Here is a 22,004-nt window from a genome sequence, read left to right as displayed (position 1 = left end):
CCGCGCCCCTGACGGGGCTTGACCGCCGCTGGTCGCGCCCCGCGGCGGAGCCGCAGATCGATACAGCCCCGCGCCCCTGAAAGAGTGCTGCGCCCCTTTCTCCTCTTTCCTCTCTCTTCTTTAAGGAACCGGAACATGGCAACCCGTCCCCATCCTCATCCTGAAGCCGCTGCTCTGCTCGGGCGGTCCAATCGGCTCGGGGCCGATCCGCGCAACACCAACTACGCGGGCGGGAACACGTCCGCGAAGGGAACCGGCACCGACCCCGTGACCGGTGGGGACGTCGAGTTGATGTGGGTCAAGGGGTCCGGTGGTGATCTGGGGACCCTGACCGAGGGCGGGCTCGCCGTGCTGCGGATCGACCGGCTGCTGGCGCTGAAGGACGTGTATCCGGGCGTCGAGCGCGAGGACGAGATGGTCGCCGCGTTCGACTACTGCCTGCACGGCAAGGGTGGGGCGGCGCCGTCCATCGACACCGCCATGCACGGGCTCGTCGACGCCGCGCACGTGGATCACCTGCACCCCGACTCCGGGATCGCGCTCGCCTGCGCGGCCGACGGGGAGAAGCTCACCGCCGAGTGTTTCGGGGACAGTGTCGTGTGGGTGCCGTGGCGCCGGCCCGGCTTCCAGCTCGGGCTGGACATCGCCGCCGTCAAGGAGGCCAACCCGGGGGCCGTCGGCTGCATCCTGGGCGGACACGGCATCACCGCCTGGGGCGACACCGCCGAGGAGTGCGAGCGCAACTCGCTGCACATCATCCGTACCGCCGAGGAGTTCCTCGTCGCGCGCGGCAGGGCCGAGCCCTTCGGTCCCGTACTCGACGGGTACGCGGCCCTCGGTGGCGCCGAGCGGAGGGAGCGGGCCGCCGCCCTCGCGCCGGTGATCCGTTCGCTGGCCTCGCAGGACCGTCCGCAGGTCGGCCACTTCACCGACTCCGAGGTCGTCCTCGACTTCCTCGCGAGCGCCGAGCACCCGCGCCTCGCCGCCCTCGGCACCTCGTGCCCGGACCACTTCCTGCGGACGAAGGTCAGGCCGCTCGTCCTCGATCTGCCGCCCACGGCCCCGCTGGACGAGGCGGTCGCGCGACTGCGGGAGCTGCACGCCGAGTACCGCGAGGAGTACGCGGCCTACTACCGGCGGCACGCCGGCTCCGACTCCCCCGCCATGCGCGGCGCGGACCCGGCGATCGTGCTGGTCCCCGGCGTCGGCATGTTCTCCTTCGGCAAGGACAAGCAGACCGCGCGCGTCGCCGGCGAGTTCTACGTCAACGCCATCAACGTGATGCGCGGCGCGGAGGCCGTCTCGGCGTACGCGCCGATCGAGGAGTCCGAGAAGTTCCGCATCGAGTACTGGGCCCTGGAGGAGGCCAAGCTCCAGCGGATGCCGAAGCCCAAGCCGCTCGCCACCCGGGTCGCGTTCGTGACCGGCGCCGGCAGCGGTATCGGCAAGGCGGTCGCCGAGCGGCTCGTCGCCGAGGGCGCGTGCGTCGTGATCGCGGACCTGAACGGCGAGAACGCCGCCGAGGTCGCCACCGCGCTCGGCGGTCCCGACAAGGCGGTCGCCGTCACCGTGGACGTGACGTCGGAGGAGCAGATCGCCGAGGCGTTCAAGGCGGCGGTCCTCGCCTTCGGCGGTGTCGACCTGGTCGTCAACAACGCCGGCATCTCCATCTCCAAGCCGCTCCTGGACACCACGGCCAGGGACTGGGACCTGCAGCACGACATCATGGCCCGCGGTTCCTTCCTCGTCTCGCGCGAGGCGGCCCGGGTGATGATCGCGCAGAAGCTGGGCGGCGACGTCATCTACATCGCCTCCAAGAACGCGGTCTTCGCGGGCCCGAACAACATCGCCTACTCGGCGACCAAGGCCGACCAGGCGCACCAGGTGCGGTTGCTCGCCGCCGAGCTGGGCGAACACGGCATCCGCGTCAACGGCGTCAACCCCGACGGGGTCGTCCGCGGCTCCGGGATCTTCGCGGGCGGCTGGGGCGCCCAGCGCGCGGCCACCTACGGCATCGAGGAGGAGAAGCTCGGCGAGTTCTACGCCCAGCGCACCATCCTCAAGCGCGAGGTCCTGCCCGAGCACGTCGCGAACGCAGTGTTCGCCCTCACGGGCGGCGACCTCACCCACACCACCGGTCTGCACGTCCCGGTCGACGCGGGTGTCGCCGCCGCGTTCCTGCGGTGACGGACGTGACGCGGCCGACGACGGACGTGACGCGGGAGGCGGCTGTGAAGTCGTACGCCGCGGTCGACCTCGGCGCGTCCAGCGGGCGCGTCATGGTCGGCCGGGTGGGCCCCGACTCGCTGGAGCTGACGCAGGCGCACCGCTTCCCGAACCGGCCGGTGCGGACCCCCGAAGGGCTGCGCTGGGACATCCTCTCGCTGTACGCGGGGGTCCTCGACGGGCTGCGCGCGGCCGGGCAGGTCGACTCGGTCGGCATCGACAGCTGGGCCGTGGACTACGGCCTGCTCGACGCGGACGGGGCGCTGCTCGGCAATCCGGTGCACTACCGGGACGCCCGTACGCAGGGCGTCGCGGAGAAGGTGTGGGCCACGGTGCCCGCCACCGAGCTGTATGCCGCGACCGGCCTGCAGTACGCCCCCTTCAACACGCTGTACCAGCTGGTGGCGGCCGGTTCCTCCGCTCAACTGGCTCAAGCGAGGCGCCTGTTGCTCGTCCCGGACCTGCTGACGTACTGGCTGACGGGCGAGGCGGGCACGGAGCTGACCAACGCCTCCACCACGCAGCTGGTCGACCCGCGCACCGGCGACTGGTCGTACGACGTGGCGGCCCGCCTCGGTATCGACCTGGAGCTGTTCGCGCCGCTGCGGCGGCCCGGGGACCCGGCCGGTCTGCTGCGGCCGGGTGTGCTGGAGGAGACCGGGCTGACGGGGCCGGTACCGGTGACGACGGTCGGCTCCCACGACACGGCCTCGGCGGTGGCGGCCGTCCCCTCGGTGGACGAGCGGTTCGCGTACATCTGCACCGGCACCTGGTCCCTGGCGGGCCTGGAACTGGAGGCGCCCGTCCTCACCGAGGCGAGCCGCGCGGCGAACTTCACCAACGAGCTGGGTCTGGACGGCACGGTCCGCTACCTGCGCAACATCATGGGGCTGTGGCTGCTCCAGGAGTGCCTGCGGGAGTGGGGCGACCCCGACCTGGGTGACCTGCTGTCCGCCGCGGCCGAGGTCCCGGCGCTGCGGTCCGTCGTGGACGCGGGCGACGCGGCGTTCCTGGCTCCCGGCCGGATGCCGTCCCGGATCGCCGGCGCCTGCCGTGCGTCGGGGCAGCCCGTGCCCGGATCGCGCGCCGAGATCACCCGGTGCATCCTCGACTCGCTCGCCCTCGCCCACCGGCAGGCCGTCCGCCGGGCGCAGGAGCTGGCCGACCATCCGGTCGACGTCGTCCACATCGTCGGCGGCGGCGCCCGCAACACCCTGCTGTGCCGCCTCACCGCCGACGCCTGCGGCCTCCCCGTCGTGGCGGGCCCGCCGGAAGCGGCGGCCCTGGGCAACGTCCTGGTCCAGGCCCGGGCACACGGCCAGGTCGGCGACCGCGCGGAGATGCGAGCCCTGCTGGCCCGCACCCAGCCCCTGACCCGCTACGAGCCCCAGGGCACCACAGCGGCATGGGAGGCGGCGGAGAACCGCCTGAGCCGATGAGCGTCCCGAAAGGGCGCGGGGCTGTATGGATCTGCGGCTCCGCCGCGGGGCGCCCAGCCACGACGGCCCGGCACCCGACAACGCACCCCGTTCCGGCACAGCACAGCGCCGCGTACGGTGCATTCATCCGACGACCAACCCCAAGGAGCCGCGATGCGTGTCGCTCTGTTCCTGACCTGTGTCAACGACACGCTCTATCCGGACACCGGCCGAGCCGTGGTGAAACTCCTGACCAGGCTGGGCGTCGACGTCGACTTCCCGATGGCGCAGACCTGTTGCGGGCAGGCGCACTACAACACCGGGTACCGGCACGAGGCGGAACCCCTGGCCCGGCACTTCTCCGAGGTGTTCGCCGGGTACGAGGCCGTCGTGACCCCCTCCGGCTCGTGCGGTGCGATGGTCCGCGAGCTGTACCCCCGGATGGGCGCCCGGGCCCGCGCCGAGGGCCGCGGTGAGGGTCTTGCCACCGCCCTGGCCCCGGTCGTGCCGAAGACGTACGAGCTCACCGAGTTCCTGGTGGACGTGCTCGGCGTGACGGACGTGGGCGCGTACTACCCGCACACCGTCACCTACCACCCCACCTGTCACGGCCTGCGCGGCCTGGGCCTCGGTGACCGGCCGGGCCGGCTGCTCCGGTCCGTGAAGGGACTGGAGCTGAAGGAGCTGCCGGGCGCCGACGAGTGCTGCGGCTTCGGCGGCACCTTCGCCCTCAAGAACGCGGACGTGTCGGCGGCGATGGGTGCCGACAAGGTCCGCAACGCCGCGTCGACGGGCGCCGACGTGCTGTGCGCCGCCGACAACTCCTGCCTCATGCACATCGGCGGCACCATGACCCGGCTCCGGACGGGCATGCGTCCGGTGCACATCGCGGAGATCCTGGCGAGCACGGAGGAGGGACCGGCATGAGCGGCGGGACGTATCTGGGCATGCCGGCCTTTCCGAAGGCCGCGCACGAGGCCGTCCACAACCAGACCCTGCGCGACAACCTGCGTCACGCCACGCACACCATCCGCGCCAAGCGCGCGAACGCGGTCGCGGAGGTCTCCGACTGGACCGAGCTGCGCGAGGCGGGCAAACAGATCAAGGACCACACGCTCCGTCATCTGGACCGCTACCTGGTGCAGTTGGAGGAGTCCGTCACGGCGGCGGGTGGCACCGTGCACTGGGCGGCCGACGCGGACGAGGCCAACCGGATCGTCACGTACCTCGTCAAGGCGACCGGCGAGAGCGAGGTCGTCAAGGTCAAGTCGATGGCCACGCAGGAGATCGGCCTCAACGAGGCGCTGGAGGCCGAGGGCATCCACGCCTACGAGACCGACCTCGCGGAGCTGATCGTGCAGCTGGGCAAGGACCGGCCCTCGCACATCCTCGTCCCGGCCATCCACCGCAACCGCGGCGAGATCCGTGACATCTTCGCGCGGGAGATGGGCGAGTGGGGCCGCCCGGCGCCGGAGGGTCTCACCGACACGCCCGCCGAACTGGCCGAGGCGGCGCGCCTGCACCTGCGCGAGAAGTTCCTGCGCGCCAAGGTCGGCGTCTCCGGGGCCAACTTCATGGTCGCGGAGACCGGCACCATGGTCGTGGTCGAGTCCGAGGGCAACGGCCGGATGTGCCTGACCCTGCCCGAGACGCTGATCTCGGTCGTCGGCATCGAGAAGATTGTTCCGACCTGGCAGGACCTGGAGGTCTTCCTGCAGACCCTCCCGCGCTCCTCCACGGCCGAGCGCATGAACCCGTACACCTCCACCTGGACGGGCACCACGGACGGGGACGGTCCGCGGGACTTCCACCTGGTCCTCATCGACAACGGGCGCACCGACACGCTGGCCGACGAGGTGGGCCGGCAGGCGCTGCGCTGTATCCGCTGCTCGGCGTGTCTCAACGTCTGTCCGGTGTACGAGCGGGCGGGCGGCCACGCGTACGGCTCGGTGTACCCGGGCCCGATCGGCGCGATCCTCAGTCCTCAACTTCGGGGCACGGAGAGCGAGATCGACGCCTCCCTCCCGTACGCGTCGTCGCTGTGCGGCGCCTGCTACGACGTCTGCCCGGTGGCGATCGACATCCCGGAGGTGCTGGTGCACCTGCGGGAGCGGGTCGTGCAGGGCGGCGCCGTGACCCGCGAGGGCGTCAAGGTCCTGGTGAAGCCGGCGAAGGGGCACGCCGCCGAGCGGGCGGCGATGCGTGCCGCACGGTGGGCGTTCAGCCGTCCGGGCGCGCTGCGCGCCGGCCAGCGGCTCGCGTCCCGCACGCGCCGCTTCCATCCGCGGACGCTGCCGGGACCCGGCAGGGCATGGAGCGACACCCGGTCCGTGCCGGCGGTTCCCGCGGAGCCGTTCCGCGACTGGTGGCAGCGGACGCACGGCGGAAAGGACACGGCGAAGTGAGCAGCAGGGACCTGATCCTGGCCCGGGTGCGGCGCGCGCTCGCCGACGTGCCGCGGGACGACACGCCGTACGAGCAGGCGTTCGAGCGCCGGTATCTGCGCGAGCACGGGAACCGGAGCGTCGGGCGGACGGTGGATCTGCTGGCGGAGAACCTGGCGGACTACCGGGCGCTGGTGCACCGCTGCGCGGCCGGTGAACTGGCGGCGACCGTCGCGCGGCTGCTGGCCGAGCGGGGTTCCACGTCGGTCGTCGTACCGGCGGGCCTGGACCCCGGGTGGCTCGCCGCCACCGACGTCACGCGGTTGCTCGACAGCGCCGCGGACACCCCGGCCGAGCTGGACCGCGTCGACAGCGTGGTCACGGCGTGCGCCGTCGCCGTCGCGGAGACCGGCACCATCGTGCTGGACGGCGGCCCGGACCAGGGCCGCCGCCGGATCACGCTGGTCCCGGACCATCACATCTGTGTCGTCCGCGTCCCCGACCAGGTCGTGTCGTCCGTGCCCCAGGGTCTGGAGCGCCTCGATCCGGCCCGTCCGCTTACTTGGATCTCGGGTCCGTCGGCCACCAGCGACATCGAACTCGACCGGGTCGAGGGGGTGCACGGTCCGCGCACCCTGGAGGTGGTGCTGGTGGGCGCCCCCTGACGGGCGCGTCCGTAGGCCGTCACCGACGTCGCGGAGCCGTCACGTCAGGAGGCGCCCGGCCCGTCCCACGGGGGGGCGGATCGTCGGCCGGTACGGGGAGTTGAACGCCTCCCGTGCCTCTTTCGTACTTCAGGGACAGCGGGCTCCCCCGTCCGCCGCGCCAGGAGGAGTCCCGCCCATGACGACCGCACCCCGCACCGCCGCCCGCCTCGCCCTCGTCGGGACGGCCCCGCTGCTGCTCACGGTGTGGGCCGCCGGGCCCGCCGCCGCGCACGGGGCGCCGACGGATCCGGTCAGCCGGTCGGTGGCCTGCTCGCCCTCGGGCGGGCAGCGGGCGCAGTCGGCAGCCTGCCGGGCCGCCGTCGCCTCCGGCGTCGCCGCCTTCGACAACCTGCGCCTCGCGGGTGTGGGCGGCCGGGACCGGCAGGTCGTGCCGGACGGCGAACTGTGCAGCGGAGGGCTCGCCGCCTACCGGGGCCTGGACCTGGCCCGCGCCGACTGGCCCTCGACCCGGCTGGCCGCCGGGGCGGGCATGACACTCACGTACCGGTCGACGATTCCGCACACGGGCACGTTCAAGCTGTTCCTGACGAAGCAGGGCTACGATCCGGCGAAGCCGCTCAAGTGGTCCGACCTGGCGTCCGAGCCGTTCGCCACGGCCACCGACCCGGCGCTGGTGAACGGCGCCTACCGGATCCGGGCCGAGCTGCCGTCCGACCGCACCGGCCGCCACCTGCTCTACACGATCTGGCAGAACACCAGCACGCCGGACACGTACTACTCGTGCTCGGACGTGGTCTTCCCCGCGGCGCGGAAGAGCGCCGGGGCCGCCGGGCCGGCGACACCGGCCCCCACCGCGCCGCCGACGAAGTCCGCCGCGGCGAGGACCCCCACCGCCCCCACCCCCTCGAAGTCGGCGTCCGGTGTCGCGAGCACGCCCGTGCGGCCCACGCAGACCCTGACCAGCACGCCCGGCGAGACGGTCTCCTCCCCCACCGAGGGCGACCGGGCCCCGGCCCTGCCCCTCATCGCGGGCGGCGCGGCGGGACTGTTGATCACGGCGGGCGCCGCGTTCACCCTGCGCAGGCGGCGCTGACGCCCCGGACCTGCCGACCGCCGAAGATCACGCCACTGATAGCCTGCGTCGCTCCGGCGGTGCGGATCAGTGGTACGGATCGGCGCCGCAGCATGGCGGTCTCAGGGAGTGGAACGTGCGGACCTGGCGGAGGAGCCTGGAAGCGGCCGGGGTGAGCCAGGGCGCGCTGCGCGACGACTACGGCAAGGTCGCGCGGTTCATGCGGCGCCGGGAGCCGGCCGGCTATCTCGCGGTGCGCCTGCTGGTGCCCGCCGCGCACCAGCCGCACGCGCTCGCCGGGTACGCGTTCGCGTCGTACACCGACGACCTCTGCGACCGGGGCACGGTCGCGGAGCGCGTCCGGCGCTACGACGCCTGGAGTGCGCAGGTGCGTACGGCCCTGGGGTCGGGCAGCGCCGGACACCCGCTGCTGCGCGCCTTCCTGCACACGGCCGCCGCCCGTGAACTGCCGCACCGGTGGGTCGAGTCGTACCTGGACGGCGCGCGGATCGACCTCGACTTCCCCGGCTTCGCCACCGAGGCCGACTACCAGCGGTACGTGGAACAGCTCACCTGGCCGTTCCTGATGATCACCTCGGGACTGGCCCACGAGGGCGGCGGGAGCGCCGGGTTCGCCGCCGCCTGCCGTCTGTTCGCCGACGCGGCCCAGCGGACGGACATCCTGACCGACCTGTCCGAGGACCTGCGGGGCGGGCGCCTGTACCTGCCCGTGAGCGACCTCGACCGGTACGGCGTCACACGCGAGGACCTCGAACAGGGCCGCGACCTGCCGGAAGTCCGCGCGCTGATCGCGGCCACCGCCGCCACCGCGCACACGACGCTCTGGGAGGCCGGCGTCCTCCTGGACCACTGCCCGCGCGAACACCGCCGCCTGATCCGTTTCGTCCTGGACCTGCACCATCAGCGCCTGCGCACGGTGACCTCCCGCGGCGCCTCGATCACCCGCCGCCCGGTGCGTGACCGCCCCCTGGCCTGCCTGCGTCTGCTGACCCGCAGCGCGTCACCCCGCACCGCGCCCACCGGCGCACCCGGCGGCACCCCTGTCGGATGAGGGGTCACCGCCCGGGGCGGCGGTTGACGGCCAGGTGCCCGAGGGTGCCGCGGTGGGTGCGGGTGTCCTCCTCGTTCAGCGCACTCTCCCCCGCGGCTTCAGCGGTACCGCCGGAAGGGCGGGCGCCGCCAGCGGGCCGCCGTCGTACCCCTTCACCTCGCCGAACCTCGAACCCGTCGTCCAGTCCGCGCGGGCCTGTTCGATGTCCGACTGGGAGCGGCCGATGAAGTTCCACCACATGATCAGTTCCTCCTCGAACGGCTCGCCGCCGAGGAGCATGAGGCCGGCGTCCGACACGGCCCGCAGGGGCAGTTCGGTGCGGCCGCAGCCGAGGTAGAGCATGGACCCGGGCAGCAGCGGCACACCGTCCACGTGCGCCTCGCCGGACATGGACAGCACGGCGTACTCGAAGTCCGGCTCCAGCGGGAGGCGTACGTCGGCGCCGTGGGCGAGGGTCAGGTCCGCGCCGACGATCGGCGTGTACGTCGTGCCCGGCGAGGTGGCCCCGTCGACGCCCCCGAGGATGATCGTGGCCCGCAGTCCGGGGGCCGTCACGACGGGCAGTTCACTGTGGTGCTCGAAGTGCGGATCGGTGTGGCGGTCACTGTCGGGCAGGGCGACCCACAGTTGCGCGCCGTGCAGGAAGCGGGCATGGGACCGGGGGCTCTCCTCCGAGTGGCTGATCGCCCGGCCGGAGGTCATGAGGCCCAGCTCGCGGGGGCGGATCGTCTGCAGGCTGCCCTCGGAGTCGCGGTGCAGCACCTCGCCCTCGTGCAGCCAGCTGACGGTCTGCAGACCCATGTGCGGGTGCGGCGGGACCTGCATCCCCGGTTCCTCCGCGATGTCGTCGGGACCGTAGTGATCGACGAAGCACCAGGCGCCCACCATGCGCCGGCCCAGGTTGGGCAGCAGCCGCCGGACCTCGCTGGACTCGCCGAGCTTGACCCGGCGGGGGCTGAGGAGTTCACGCACCGGCTCCGCCACCACGAAACCCCGGCCGCCGCACAGCGAGGGAACGGCCTCGCGATCAAGATTGCTCATGGCCCACAACCTAGCCCTGTCGGGATGTGTCCGTCATGCCGTCCCACCGCCGCCCCGCGGCCACCTGACCGGGAACCGGCGCGCGCCCACGGACGGTTCGGCCCGCACCCCCACCCCCCCGGTAGTGGAATATTCAACGAACCCGGGCGGTTCTGCCCGTCGAAGGAGGTCAGACGTGGACACGACGTACTACGACCACGGGACGTCCGCGGAGCGCTGGGAGCGCGCCCGGATGTTCTTTGACGCCAAGGACTACGCCGCCTCGGCGCGCGTTCTCGACACTCTGGTCGAGGAGGTGCCGGCGGAGACGGGGCCCCGCCTGCTGCTGGCCCGCGCGTACTACCACTCGGCCCAGCTCGGCCGGGCCGAGGCCCAGTTGCGCGTACTCGTCGAGCGGGACCCCGTGGAGCACTACGCCCGCCTCATGCTCGGCCGCACCCTCCAGCGCCAGGGGCGGACCGCGGAGGCGGAGCCGCACCTGCGACTGGCCTCGGCCCTCGCCGGCGACTTCGCGTCGCTGTGAGCGGCGGGCCGAGCGCACGGTGAGCAGCGGGAGGCGGGGCCGGTACCGGGGCCCCGCCTCCCGCTATGTCGCGGACTCCTTGGCGGGCCCGTACGTGCGCTTGCCGCGCCGGTACGCGATCTCGCCCAGGAGCACGTCCACCGCGATGAAGGCCGCCAGCGTGATGCCGAGGAGCGGCACGAAGTACCCGAGGACGGCGATGCCCGCCATCAGCGGGACGAGGACGTACGCCGGTACCTGCTGCCACGCGCCGCGCGGGACGGGACGGCCGAACGCCGAGGCGCGGCCCCGCTGCCACCACATGCGGTAGCCCCACAGGATGAGCAGGATCAGGCTGAGGGCGAGGGCCATCAGCACGAGCTGGTTGACGAGGCCGAAGAGGACACCGGTGTGCGCGTCGATGCCCCAGCGGGTGAGCTTCGCCAGGACCGGGAAGTCCGCGAAGCGCACCGTGTCCGTCACCTCGCCGGTCGCCGGGTCCACCGCGACGGTGTCCTGCTTGGTGGGCCAGCTGCGCTGGACCTGCCTGACGACGTAGGCCGACGAGTCGTCGGCGGGCGGGACGATCTCGACCGGGTCGCCCAGGCCCTTCGCCCGCGCGGACGCCAGCACCTTGTCGAGGCCGACGCCGTGCTCGACGCCGCCCTCGGCGGAGCCGGCGTCGTGGCCCGAGTGCTCGCCGCCCGCGGCCGCCGACACGGACGGGGTCGCCTGGCGCAGCGAGGTGCGCAGCTCGTCGATGTTGGCTCCGGCGTACGTCGACCAGGTCAGGCCCGTCGCCGAGAGGAAGACGAAGCCGACCGCGGCCCAGACACCGACCGAGCCGTGCAGGCCGAGGGTGCGTCGGCGGCCGCTCGTCCCGCGTATCCTGCGCTGCGTACGACGCCGGCTGAACCAGAGCACCAGACCGCCGCCCGCGATCACCCACAGCCAGCTGGCGGCGAGTTCGCTGTAGAGGCGGCCGTCGTCGCCGAGTTTCAGGTTCGCGTGGAACTCGTCGATCCAGGTCCGCAGCGGCAGCGCGCCGGTGGATCCGTACTGTTCGAGTGCGCCGCGCACCTCGGCGGTGTACGGGTCGACGAACACCGCGAGGGTGTGGGTCTCGCCGATGCCGGGGACGCCGGACAGCATCACCCTGGTGGTCTCGTCGTCCTTCGGCGAGGGCCGCACCGCGGAGACCGTGCCCTCCGGGTGGGCCTTGCGGGCCGCGGCGACCTGCTCCGAGACCGGCAGCTTGTCGTCGCCGACGGGGACGGTCATCTCGTGCGAGTAGAGGGCCTTCTCGGCCTGGAACGACGCCGCGTACAGGAAGCCGGTCGTGGCGGCGACGAGCAGGAACGGGGCGACGAGCACTCCGGCGTAGAAGTGCAGCCGCAGCACCAGGGGACGCAGCGGCGCCCAGCCGCTGCGTCTGGGGGCGGGGGCGACGGACTGCGGGGACGCGTCCGTCCCGGTGGTCGTGGGAGCGGTGGACATCGGCTGGCTTCTCCGGTCGGGCAGGGGACGACGGGGGCCGTACTCGGCCGTTGCGGTGCAGTAGTCGGAGGAAGGGGCCTTTGAGTTCCCGAACGTTTGTGTGGCGTGGGTCACAGCGCATGTCGGGCGTCGTCTTGGCATGCTGGCGCGATGGCACGTTCCGGAGAACCCACGCCCCTCAGCGACCCCATGCCCCTCAGCGACCGGGTGGCGGAGCTCCTCTCCCGGCCCGGCCCGCTGCCGATCGTCACCGCCGGTGACCCGGTGCTGCGCCGTGCGGCCGAGCCGTTCGACGGCCAGCTGGACGTCGCGCTCCTGGCGCGTCTGGTCTCGGCGCTGCGCGACACGATGCGCGCGGCGCCGGGGGTCGGGCTGGCCGCGCCCCAGGTGGGCATCCCGCTGCGGCTCGCGGTGATCGAGGACCCGGCGCCGGTCCCGGACGAGATCCGCGAGGTACGCGGCCGGGTGCCGCTGCCCTTCCGCGTCCTGGTCAATCCGGTGTACGAGCCGGTGGGCCCGGCGCGTGCCGCGTTCTTCGAGGGCTGCCTGAGCGTGCCGGGCTGGCAGGCGGTGGTGGCGCGGCCCGCCGAGGTGCGGCTGCTGGCCCTGGACGAGCACGGGAGCCCGGTGGACGAGGTGTTCACGGGCTGGCCCGCCCGGATCGTCCAGCACGAGACGGACCATCTGGACGGCACGCTCTACCTCGACCGCGCCGAACTGCGCTCGCTGTCCTCCAACGAGGCGATGGCGCAGCGCTGGGCCCAGCCCACTCCGGCGCGCGCGGCGGAGGGGCTGGGCTTCGCTCTCTAGGGTTGCCGGGCGGGGTTACTTGCTGTCTCGGTACGCCTCCAGCAGCCTCAGCCACACCTCGCTGACCGTCGGGTAGGACGGGACGGCGTGCCACAGCCGGTTCACCGGGACCTCGCCGGCGATCGCGATCGTGGCGGAGTGGATCAGCTCGCCGACGCCGGGGCCGACGAACGTGACACCGCGCAGGGTCTCGGTGTCCAGGTCGACGATCATCCGGGCCTGTCCGCGGTAGCCGTCGGCGTAGAGGCCGGCGCCGGCGACGGAGGAGAGGTCCACGTCGACCGCCCTGACCCGGTGTCCGGCCTGCTCGGCCTCGGCGAGGGAGAGGCCCGCGGCGGCGGCCTCCGGGTCGGCGAAGACGACCTGCGGGACGGCCGCGTGGTCGGCGGTCGCGGAGTGGGCGCCCCAGGCGTCGGTCTCCAGGATGGGCACCCCGGACGCGCGGGCGGCGATGGCGGCGCCCGCGATCCGGGCCTGGTACTTGCCCTGGTGGGTCAGCAGGGCGCGGTGGTTGACGTCGCCCACCCCGTACAGCCAGTCGCTGCCCGTGACCCGGCAGCTGTCGTCGACCTCCAGCCAGGAACCGGGCGTGAGGCCGACCGTCTCCAGGCCCACGTCGTCGGTGCGCGGGGCGCGTCCGGTGGCGAAGAGGATCTCGTCGGCCTCGATGCGGTCGCCCGTGGAGGTGGTGACCACGACCGTCGTACCGTCCCGGGTCACCGACTCGACCGAAGCACCGGTCCGCACGTCGGCGCCCGCCTCCGTGAGGGCCTCGGCGATCAGCTCCCCGGCGAAGGGCTCCATGCGGGGTAGCAGGCCACCCCCGCGGACGAGGAGGGTGACCCGGGAGCCGAGGGCCTGCCAGGCGGTGGCCATCTCCACCCCGACGACCCCGCCGCCGACCACCACGAGGCGGCCCGGGACGGCCTGCGCGCTGGTGGCCTCGCGGCTGGTCCACGGCTTGACGTCGGCGATGCCCGGCAGGTCGGGGAGCACGGCGCGGGAGCCGGTGCTGACGGCCACCGCGTGCCGGGCCGTCAGGACGTGCCGCTCCCCGTCGGGGCCCTCGACCGTGACCCGGCGCGGCCCGTCGAGGCGGCCGTGCCCCCGGTACAGGTCGGCGCCGACGCCTTCGAGCCACTGGACCTGGCCGTCGTCCTTCCAGTTCGAGGTGTAGTAGTCGCGGTGGGCGAGGACCGCGGCGGTGTCGAGGGGGCCCTGCACGGCCTGGCTCAGACCGGGTACCCGGCGGGCGTCCGCGCGGGCGATGACCGGGCGCAGCAGGGCCTTGCTGGGCATACAGGCCCAGTACGAGCACTCGCCGCCGACCAGTTCGCTCTCCACGATGGCGGTGGAGAGGCCGGCCGCGCGGGCGCGGTCGGCGACGTTCTCCCCCACCGGCCCGGCCCCCAGCACCACGACGTCGTACACGTTGGTTTCCGTTTCCGTCATGGGGTCAGTCTGGCCGCTGGTGTGGGCCGTGGCCACACGGGTACGTGCGCGGAATACCCGGTCGAGCGGCACGGTTGTGCACAGCGGCCACGCACCGACCCCAGGAAGAAGGAATCGACACCATGAGCAGCACCGTGGAGCTCACCAAGGAGAACTTCGACCAGACGGTCACCGACAACGAGTTCGTCCTGATCGACTTCTGGGCGTCCTGGTGCGGCCCGTGCCGGCAGTTCGCGCCGGTCTACGAGAAGGCCGCGGAGGCCAACGCCGACCTGGTCTTCGCCAAGGTGGACACCGAGGCGCAGCCGGAGCTGGCCGCGGCTTTCGACATCCAGTCGATTCCGACCCTGATGATCATCCGCGACCAGGTGGCGATCTTCGCCCAGCCGGGCGCGCTGCCCGAGGCCGCGCTGGCGGACGTCATCGGCCAGGCCCGCAAGCTGGACATGGACGAGGTCCGCAAGTCGGTGGCGGAAGAACAGGCCAAGCAGTAGAACGGCGCCCCGAAGGGGCGCGGGGAACGGCGCGAGCAACCCCCACCCCGCCGCGGCCGGCACACGGCCGTCGGCGCCCCGCCCCGTCCGGCGGTCGCAGACCGGACGGGACGGGGCCGACGAACCGACGGCGGAGCCGTCAGCTCGACTCCCGGTGGACGACCGTCGCCCCCAGCACCTCGTGCGCCTCCGGCGCCGCCCCCGGCTCCCGCACCGCACGGTCGACCAGCTCGGCGAGCTCCCGCCCGGACGGCAGCTCGATGTGGACCGTGCTCAGCCGCGGACGCAGCAGCCGGCCGAGCATGAGGTCGTCGGCGCCCACGACGGCCGTCTCGTCCGGTATGCCGACGCCCTCGTCCTGCAGGGCGCGCATCAGCAGCATCGCGAACTCGTCGTTGTACGCGAACACGGCGTCCAGGCCGAGCGCGCGCCAGCGCCCCGCGAGGTCGGCCGCGGCCTTCTCGTCGTAGGCGAGCGGCACCTCGGTCACCGTCGCGTCCGTGCCGGCCAGGGCCTGCCGTACACCTTCGAGCCGGGGTCTGGAGAAGATCGCCAGGCCGGGATCCTCGGGCACCAGGACCCCGACGCGCCGGTAGCCCCGGGCCAGCAGGTGCGCGCCGACACCGCGGCCGACACCGTGGTGGTCCATGAGCAGGGCGTGTGCTCCTTCGACCCGTTCGGGACCGAGGGTGACGACGGCGCGGGCGCCGGAGCGCTTGAGCACGGCCACGCCCCGCGGTCCGAGGCCACCGCCGGGCGCCAGCACCGCGACCGGCCGCAGCTCGGCCCAGGCGCGGGCCGCCTCGTCGCCCTGGAGGCCGAGGCCGCCGTACTGCACGACGGTGTAGTCGAGGCGGCTCAGCGCCCACTGGAGTTCGTTGACGAACTGGCTGTAGAGGGGGCCGACGGGCACGTCGGGGGCCGGCATCAGGACCATGCGGCTGTGCCCGGCGCGCAGAGTGCGGGCCGCGGCGTGCGGTACGTACCCGAGTTCCTCGGCCGCCTCGTGGACGCGCCGGCGGGTGGGTTCACTGATCCGTACGGCGCTGGTGTTGTTGAGGACGTAGGAGACGGTCGCTCGCGAGACACCGGCCAGACGGGCCACATCGGCACTCGTCGGCACGGAGTGCGGCGCGGGCGACGGAGGGGCGGACGTTTTCGGTATCTGCACCATGACGTACGGCATCCTCGCAGAGGCGGGGGACGGGCCCGGGGCCGGGGGGCGCCGTGGAGGTCGGACGTCCGGCGCCGCCGGCCGGTGCGCGGCCTGGCCCAAGTCGCCTTCCTACTGGGGCAGTTCCGTACGGGTGACGCGGTCGACCAGGTCGGTCCAGCCCGCCTCCAGGCGCTCCATCGGCATCCCGCACTCCGTGGTCAGGTAGTGGATCAGGGCCGGGTCGAGGTAGCCCATCAGCGCCTGGGCGAGGAGGGTCGCGTCGGCGTCCGGCACCGCCTGCCGGAGCAGCAGGGTGACGTGGCCGGTGAGGAAGCGCTGGGGCGGGAAGGAGAAGCGGCGGGCCGGTTCCGGCTGGGCCGCCAGCTGCAGGTCCAGTTGCTCGGCCGACTGGCGCAGGACGGCACTTCCGAACGCGCGCAGCCGCTCGACCGGCGGCGCCCCGGGGCCAAGCGGCGGCGGGCCGCTGAGGAAGGCGGCCTGGAGCTGCTTGGCGGAGTGGTCCAGCAGTGCCATCAGCAGGCCGGTGCGGTCGCCGAAGCGGCGGAAGACGGTGCCTTTGCCGACCGAGGCCGCGGCGGCCACCGCCTCCATCGTCACGCCGGCCGCGCCGTGCTCGGCGACCAGGCGCGTGGCCGCGTCCAGCAGCCGGGCGCGGTTGCGGGCCGCGTCGGCGCGCAGGCAGGGTTCGTCCGCCCCGGAGGTCAGCTCCAGCAGGACGGGCTCGTCGGTCGGCTCCTGGGGTCGGGGGAAGGGCGGCAGGGAGGCGGACATGAAGACAGCGTAACGCCGGGGGATGAAAACTGGACCGCGGTCCGTTTCGCTGGTAGAACTTTAAACGGACCTCGGTCCGGATCGTTACGGCAATGTTTCCCCCCTCGTTCCACCCCTTCTTGGAGTTCCCATGTCTGTTCGCATCGTCGCGCTCGTCGGCAGCCTCCGCGCCGGCTCCCACAACCGCCAGCTCGCCGAGGCCGCCGTCAAGATCGCGCCCGAGGGCACGGAGATCGACCTGTTCGAGGGCCTGGCCGAGATCCCCTTCTACAACGAGGACATCGACGTCGAGGGCGACGTACCGGCCGCAGCCGCGCGGCTGCGGGAGGCCGTGGCCGCCGCCGACGCCGTGCTGCTCTTCTCGCCCGAGTACAACGGCACCATCCCGGCCGTCCTGAAGAACGCCATCGACTGGCTGTCCCGCCCGTACGGCGCGAGCGCCTTCAACGGCAAGCCCCTCGCCGTGGTCGGCACCGCCTACGGCCAGTACGGCGGCGTCTGGGCGCAGGACGAGGCCCGCAAGGCCGCGGGGATCGCCGGCGCCAAGGTCATCGAGGACATCAAGCTCTCCATCCCCGAGTCGGTCGTCCGCTTCGCCGAGACGCACCCCGGCGACGACACCGAGATCGCCGCCCAGCTCACCGAGGTCGTCGCCCGGCTCAAGGGCCAGGCCACCGCGTCCGTCGCCGCCTGACCGAGGTACGTTCCGCGGCGCGCGGCCGGCCGGGCGCGTGCCGCACGCAGTCGATCGCATGCCGCACGTCGCATGCCGCACGTCGCACGCGTCGGAAGGGCCGGAGCGGACCGCTCCGGCCCTTTCCGCGGATCGCTCCACCGGTCGGCGGCACCACCGCCGGCCGGACTCCCCCGGAAGGTGCCGGTCCACCATGACGACGTCCGCCCCCGCCACCGCGCCGAAGCTCGTGGCCACCGACCTGGACGGGACGCTGCTGCGCGGTGACGGAACCGTGTCCGGACGCACGGCGGCCGCGCTGGTGGCGGCCGAGGAGGCGGGCATCCGTCTGGTGCTCGTCACCGGCCGGCCTCCGCGGAGCCTCCCCGTCCTGCACGACGGGATCGGACGCCACTTCGCGATCACCGCCAACGGCGCCGCCGTGTACGCGCCCGACGGCACGGCCGTACGCCTGTCGCCGTTCTCCGCGCTCGTGGCGCGCGTCCGCGCGGCGGTGCCCGGCGTGTCCTTCGCCTTCGAGTACGAGAAGGACTTCGGCCACGAACAGGCTTACCCCGCCTGGTCGTACGGCGAGTCGTCGGTCGAACTGATCGGTGACGCCGACGAGTTGCTCGCACGGAACCCGCACCGTCCCGTCTTCAAGGTCCTCGCGCATCATCCGGCGCTGTCGCTGCGCGACTTCCACGCGCGGGCACGGCACAGTGCGGGCGCCGACGCCGAGACCACCCACTCCACCGGTCTCGCGCTGGTCGAGTTCAGCGCGCCGGGCGTCACCAAGGCCAGCGCGCTCACGGCGTGGAGCGCCGGCCTCGGGCTGGGTCCCGAGGACATCGCCGCGTTCGGCGACATGCCCAACGACCTGCCCATGCTCGGGGTGGTGGGCCGCCCCTACGCCATGGCCAACGCCGATCCCGAGGTCAGGCGGGCCGCCCGGTTCCACACCGCCTCGAACGACGAGGACGGCGTGGCCCGGGTGCTGGAGGAGTTCGTACGGCTGGCACACGGCCGGGCCGCGTAGGCCACGCCGCCGGACGGCACCGGGAGGCCGGGCTCGGCCGGCGGGTCCGGCCGGCCGCTCGACCACCGGGGCGACCCCGTTCTCGATCCACTCGGCGGGCTCGTCCACCCGCGGGCCGAGGATCACGGTCTCGCTGCCGGGCTTCGCGCAGTCCGCCGACTCCCGCACGAAGGCGTCGAGTCCGGTCCCACCCGGGGGTCGCCGGAGTGGACCACCGTCGGCGGGCCGGCGAGGTGGACGGACCGCCGTTCGGGCGAGGGAAGTCGCCCGACCCGTACCGCACGGGCCGTCCGGAGGTTACCGTTCGGTAGACATCCTCCCGGAGGTGGCCCGTATGACCAGGTGGTCCGTATGACTCCCGGCCGTGCCGCGGGACTCGCGGAACGTGCCCGCGCCCTCGCGGGGGGCTCGGTGTCCTCGCGGAAGCTCGTCGAGGAGGCCCTCGCCGGGATCGAGGCCACGCAGGGCACGCTGAACGCCTTCCGGCTGGTGCGCGCCGAGGCGGCGCTCGCCGAGGCCGACGCCGCGGACGCGGAACTCGCGGCGGGCGGACACCGGCCGCTGCTCGGGGTGCCGGTGGCGGTCAAGGACGACATGGAGGTGGCGGGCGCGCCGACGGCCTTCGGCTGCTGCGGGGCGTTCCCGCCGGCCGCCGAGGACAGCGAGGCGGTGCGCCGGCTGCGGGCGGCCGGGGCCGTGATCGTCGGCAAGACCAACACCTGCGAGCTCGGACAGTGGCCCTTCACCGAGGGCCCGGCCTTCGGCGAGACCCGCAACCCCTGGAACACCGGGCACACCCCGGGCGGTTCCTCCGGCGGGTCGGCCGCCGCCGTCGCGGCCGGCCTGGTCCCCGCCGCCCTGGGCTCGGACGGCGCCGGTTCGGTACGCATCCCCGCGTCCTGGACCCACCTGATCGGCGTCAAACCGCAGCGCGGCCGCATCTCGACCTGGCCGCGCCCGGAGTCCTTCCACGGCATCACCGTCAACGGCACACTGGCCCGTACGGTCGAGGACGCCGCGTTGCTCCTGGACGCGGCGAGCGGCAACCACGCGCGCGATCCGCACCGGCCGCCCGCGCTCCGCGTGTCCGACGCGGCGGGCCGGGAGCCGGGGCGGCTGCGGATCGCCCTGTCGCTCAGACCCCCCTTCACGGCGCTGCCCGCACGGCTGCGCCCCGACGTACGGGAGCGGGTCGTCGCCCTCGCGGAGCGGCTGGCCGCGCTGGGGCACGAGGTCGAGGAGGCCGACCCGCCGTACGGGCGGATCGGGCTGGCCTTCGTGCCCCGCGCCACCGCCGGTATCGCCGAGCGGGTCCGTGAGCTGCCCGACCCCGGCGTGCTGGACCGCCGCACCTTGGAGGCGGCCCGGCTCGGGCGGCTGCTCGGCGGGGCCCCGCTCCGGGCCGCCCGGCGCGCCGAGGCACGGCTGCAGCGGCGGATCGGGGCGTTCTTCGCGACGTACGACGTGGTCCTGGCGCCCACGACGGCCGCTCCGCCGCCCCCGATCGGCGCCCTGCACGCGCTGAGCGGCTTCGGCACGGACCGGGCCATGATCGCCGCGTGCCCGTACGCCTGGCCGTGGAACGTGCTGGGCTGGCCGGGCGTCAACGTCCCCGCGGGGTTCGTCGACGGCTCGCTGCCGGTCGGCGCGCAGCTCCTCGGGCCCGCGAACAGCGAACCGCTCCTCGTCTCGCTCGCCGCACAGCTGGAGGCGGACCAGCGGTGGTACGAACGGTGGCCCGCCCCCGGACCGGACGGCGACGCGGCGGAGTTCGGTCCGCCCCCGGGCCCGTAGGGTTGGAGTCATGGACGACGCGTCGATGGTGGGTCTCATGGGGCGGGTCACCGGCACGGTGGGACCCGGGCTCGTCGGTGAGGTGATCGTCCGCGTCCGGGGCGGCGCCGAGCACTTCCTCGCGTACCCCGCGTCCGCCAAGGACCGCATCGAGTCGGGCACGGTGGTGATGGTGGTGGAGTACCTGCCGCCGCGGACGATCGTGAAGGCGGGTGCCGGGGCCTTCGGGAATGTCGAGCACATGGTGCTGCTCAACGGGGCCGAGGGGATGTCCGACATGTTCGCCAAGGCGCTCACCATGGGTGGGACGGGGCTGGGACTTGCCCGGCAGTTGCTCGCCACCATGAGCCAGAACACACAGGCGGGCAAGGCGGGTGCGGAGGTGAACGGGTTCCCGACGGGCTCTGCTCCGCAGCGGGTGCCCGTGGAGGGGGACGCGTAGGAGCCCGCACAGCAGAGACGGCGGGTGCCCGCGGCCCCGGGGTGGCAGGGGGCGGGTTAGCTTGTGCGGGTGACTGGATCTGTTGAGCGTGCTGTTCCCGGGCGGGTCGGGCCCTTCGCCACCGCCGGGGCCGATCCCCGGCGGGTCGGGCCCGTGCGGACCGAGTACTCGCCCGCGCACGACGGCGACCCGGATCCGGGCGAGATCGTCTGGACCTGGGTGCCGTACGAGGAGAACGACGGCCGGGGCAAGGACCGGCCGGTGCTGGTGGTCGCCCGGGAGGCCGCCGGCACGTTCCTCGCCGTGCAGCTGTCCAGCAAGCGGCACGACGGCGACCGGGAGTGGGTGCCGATCGGCAGCGGGCCGTGGGACCGCTCGGGGCGCGACTCGTGGGTGGACGTGGACCGGGTGCTGCGGCTGCACGAGAAGGGGATGCGCCGGGAGGCGTGCGCGCTGGACCGCATGCGGTTCAACCTGGTGGTGCACCGGCTGCGGGAGCGCTACGGCTGGCGCTGAAGGGTCCTGAACACCTGCTCGAAGACGCCCCTGACCACCGCTCCCCTCGTACGGTCGAGGACGCCGAACACGACGTGCTCGAAGGTGCCGGAGAACCGGCCACCGTCCCCGAGCAGCGTGCGGAACGCGCCCGCCACCTGGGCCGGATCGTTCTGGAAGACCCCGCAGCCCCACGCCCCGAGCACCAGCCGCCGGTAGCCGTGGGCCGCCGCCGTCTCCAGCACCCGCTCGGCGCGGGAGGCGAGAGCGCCCGGTATGTCGGCCGTGCGCTCCGGCGCGGTGCGTGCGATCACTCCGGCGTTCGGTGCGGCGGCGGTCAGGAATCCGGCGGTGTACGGCTCGTCGAGGAGCGCTCCCCCGTCGTCGCGGAAGACCGGCACGGCCGGGGAGTGGATCACCCGGTCGGTGTAGAAGGGATCGCGGTGTGTCCGGTGGTGGTCGTAGAACTCCCTCGCCCGGACCACGCACGTGTACAGCGCGGAGGCCCGGCAGAGGGCCTCTTCCTGCGCCTGCGCGCCGTTCAGGTATCCGCCGCCCGGATTGCGCGCCGAGGCGAAGTTCAGTACCGCGACCCGGCCGGTCAGCCGGCGCGCCGCTTCGAGGCTGCTCTCGCCTGTGACCTCGAAGAACGTGTCCGCCGGGTCGGCCGACGAGCCGTCCGCGGGGTCCGCCGGAGTGCTCCGGGCGGCGCCGGCGGGACCGGGGAGCTGCGCCCGCACGGGCTCCGGCCCGTACATCCGCGTACCCTCGCGGGCTGCGGCCGCCGCCGCGGCGATCGAGACCTCGCGCCCGCCGGACGCGCGGTACCGGCCCGCCGCGACGATCTCCTCCGTCTCGCGTGCGATCGCGCGCAGCCGGGCGCTCATGCCGCCACCCCCGTGGGCGGCATGACCGCGTCCCGTGCGTTCCTCCGCGATGCTGCGCTCGCGGCCGTCGTCGTGCTCATGAACGCATGG

Annotated in this window: 20 protein-coding genes and 1 pseudogene; 15 read left to right on the top strand and 6 right to left on the bottom strand. The window is 73.6% G+C overall.

Annotated elements, in window-relative coordinates; all coding sequences use genetic code 11:
* The first annotated feature begins 135 nt into the window (after positions 1-135).
* From ACFYXC_RS07905 to ACFYXC_RS07875, 7 genes are all read left to right on the top strand, one after another.
* Positions 136-2,187, top strand: coding sequence for a bifunctional aldolase/short-chain dehydrogenase (locus ACFYXC_RS07905; protein ID WP_389548175.1), 2,052 nt, complete (start codon positions 136-138; stop codon positions 2,185-2,187).
* A gap of 44 nt (positions 2,188-2,231) precedes the next feature.
* A complete protein-coding gene (locus tag ACFYXC_RS07900; RefSeq protein ID WP_389548463.1) occupies positions 2,232-3,665 on the top strand; it encodes a rhamnulokinase family protein in 1,434 nt (477 codons plus the stop codon).
* Between the two features lie 153 nt (positions 3,666-3,818).
* Positions 3,819-4,571, top strand: a complete 753-nt coding sequence (locus ACFYXC_RS07895; RefSeq protein ID WP_388905397.1) for a (Fe-S)-binding protein — start codon at positions 3,819-3,821, stop codon at positions 4,569-4,571.
* Between the two features lie 20 nt (positions 4,572-4,591).
* Positions 4,592-6,049: a LutB/LldF family L-lactate oxidation iron-sulfur protein gene (locus tag ACFYXC_RS07890; protein WP_389548460.1), complete on the top strand. Its 1,458-nt coding sequence runs from the start codon at positions 4,592-4,594 to the stop codon at positions 6,047-6,049.
* A complete protein-coding gene (locus ACFYXC_RS07885; protein WP_388905396.1) occupies positions 6,046-6,693 on the top strand; it encodes a lactate utilization protein C in 648 nt (215 codons plus the stop codon). The genes ACFYXC_RS07890 and ACFYXC_RS07885 overlap by 4 nt, the downstream gene beginning before the upstream one ends.
* A gap of 178 nt (positions 6,694-6,871) precedes the next feature.
* Positions 6,872-7,789 (top strand): lytic polysaccharide monooxygenase, encoded by a 918-nt coding sequence (locus tag ACFYXC_RS07880; RefSeq protein ID WP_389548171.1) that lies wholly within the window; start codon positions 6,872-6,874, stop codon positions 7,787-7,789.
* A 115-nt stretch (positions 7,790-7,904) separates the two neighbouring features.
* Complete coding sequence (locus ACFYXC_RS07875; RefSeq protein WP_389548168.1) at positions 7,905-8,840, top strand: squalene/phytoene synthase family protein; 936 nt, start codon at positions 7,905-7,907, stop codon at positions 8,838-8,840.
* Positions 8,841-8,915: 75 nt separating this feature from the next.
* On the opposite strand, the gene ACFYXC_RS07870 is transcribed toward ACFYXC_RS07875, so the two are convergent.
* The gene (locus ACFYXC_RS07870) at positions 8,916-9,881 is read right to left on the bottom strand and encodes a pirin family protein (protein ID WP_388905392.1); all 966 of its coding nucleotides are present in this window, start codon (positions 9,879-9,881) and stop codon (positions 8,916-8,918) included.
* A 175-nt stretch (positions 9,882-10,056) separates the two neighbouring features.
* Here ACFYXC_RS07870 and ACFYXC_RS07865 point away from each other — a divergent pair, with 175 nt between their 5' ends.
* Positions 10,057-10,404: a tetratricopeptide repeat protein gene (locus tag ACFYXC_RS07865; RefSeq protein ID WP_388905391.1), complete on the top strand. Its 348-nt coding sequence runs from the start codon at positions 10,057-10,059 to the stop codon at positions 10,402-10,404.
* Between the two features lie 63 nt (positions 10,405-10,467).
* On the opposite strand, the gene ACFYXC_RS07860 is transcribed toward ACFYXC_RS07865, so the two are convergent.
* Positions 10,468-11,880, bottom strand: coding sequence for a PepSY-associated TM helix domain-containing protein (locus tag ACFYXC_RS07860; protein ID WP_389548165.1), 1,413 nt, complete (start codon positions 11,878-11,880; stop codon positions 10,468-10,470).
* Positions 11,881-12,030: 150 nt separating this feature from the next.
* Between ACFYXC_RS07860 and ACFYXC_RS07855 the strand changes: the two genes are divergently transcribed.
* On the top strand, positions 12,031-12,690 hold the full coding sequence (locus tag ACFYXC_RS07855) for a peptide deformylase (RefSeq protein ID WP_389548163.1): 660 nt from the start codon (positions 12,031-12,033) through the stop codon (positions 12,688-12,690).
* 15 nt (positions 12,691-12,705) lie between these two features.
* Here ACFYXC_RS07855 and ACFYXC_RS07850 read toward each other — a convergent pair whose 3' ends face one another.
* Positions 12,706-14,142 carry a dihydrolipoyl dehydrogenase family protein gene (locus ACFYXC_RS07850; RefSeq protein ID WP_389548160.1) on the bottom strand — a complete coding sequence of 479 codons (1,437 nt, stop codon included), beginning with the start codon at positions 14,140-14,142 and terminating at the stop codon, positions 12,706-12,708.
* Positions 14,143-14,264: 122 nt separating this feature from the next.
* On the opposite strand from ACFYXC_RS07850, the gene trxA reads away from it, so the two are divergent.
* Positions 14,265-14,636, top strand: coding sequence for a thioredoxin (trxA, locus tag ACFYXC_RS07845; protein ID WP_388905387.1), 372 nt, complete (start codon positions 14,265-14,267; stop codon positions 14,634-14,636).
* 139 nt (positions 14,637-14,775) lie between these two features.
* On the opposite strand, the gene ACFYXC_RS07840 is transcribed toward trxA, so the two are convergent.
* Both ACFYXC_RS07840 and ACFYXC_RS07835 read right to left on the bottom strand, forming a co-directional pair.
* Positions 14,776-15,810 (bottom strand): LacI family DNA-binding transcriptional regulator, encoded by a 1,035-nt coding sequence (locus ACFYXC_RS07840; RefSeq protein ID WP_389548155.1) that lies wholly within the window; start codon positions 15,808-15,810, stop codon positions 14,776-14,778.
* 111 nt (positions 15,811-15,921) lie between these two features.
* Positions 15,922-16,584, bottom strand: a complete 663-nt coding sequence (locus tag ACFYXC_RS07835) for a TetR/AcrR family transcriptional regulator (RefSeq protein ID WP_388905384.1) — start codon at positions 16,582-16,584, stop codon at positions 15,922-15,924.
* 130 nt (positions 16,585-16,714) lie between these two features.
* Between ACFYXC_RS07835 and ACFYXC_RS07830 the strand changes: the two genes are divergently transcribed.
* The 5 genes and pseudogenes from ACFYXC_RS07830 (at position 16,715) to ACFYXC_RS07810 (ending at position 21,048) form a co-directional block, all read left to right on the top strand.
* A complete protein-coding gene (locus tag ACFYXC_RS07830) occupies positions 16,715-17,278 on the top strand; it encodes an NAD(P)H-dependent oxidoreductase (RefSeq protein WP_389548152.1) in 564 nt (187 codons plus the stop codon).
* 193 nt (positions 17,279-17,471) lie between these two features.
* Positions 17,472-18,296, top strand: a complete 825-nt coding sequence (locus ACFYXC_RS07825) for an HAD family hydrolase (protein ID WP_389548149.1) — start codon at positions 17,472-17,474, stop codon at positions 18,294-18,296.
* A gap of 351 nt (positions 18,297-18,647) precedes the next feature.
* Positions 18,648-20,090, top strand: a complete 1,443-nt coding sequence (locus tag ACFYXC_RS07820; protein ID WP_389548147.1) for an amidase — start codon at positions 18,648-18,650, stop codon at positions 20,088-20,090.
* 10 nt (positions 20,091-20,100) lie between these two features.
* Positions 20,101-20,307 (top strand): annotated as a pseudogene (locus ACFYXC_RS07815) (hypothetical protein); the annotation flags it as partial.
* 294 nt (positions 20,308-20,601) lie between these two features.
* Entirely contained in the window at positions 20,602-21,048 is a 447-nt protein-coding gene (locus ACFYXC_RS07810) for a type II toxin-antitoxin system PemK/MazF family toxin (RefSeq protein WP_388905379.1), read from the top strand.
* Here the strand turns inward: ACFYXC_RS07810 and ACFYXC_RS07805 are convergent.
* The gene (locus tag ACFYXC_RS07805; protein WP_389548143.1) at positions 21,033-21,914 is read right to left on the bottom strand and encodes a TIGR02452 family protein; all 882 of its coding nucleotides are present in this window, start codon (positions 21,912-21,914) and stop codon (positions 21,033-21,035) included. The two genes, ACFYXC_RS07810 and ACFYXC_RS07805, sit on opposite strands and share 16 nt — an antisense overlap.
* Between the last annotated feature and the right edge of the window lie 90 nt (positions 21,915-22,004).

The organism is Streptomyces sp. NPDC002701 (assembly GCF_042889045.1).
GTDB lineage: Bacteria > Actinomycetota > Actinomycetes > Streptomycetales > Streptomycetaceae > Streptomyces.
Note: the sequence above shows the minus strand (reverse complement) of the source record. Positions and strands in the feature narration are given on the sequence as shown.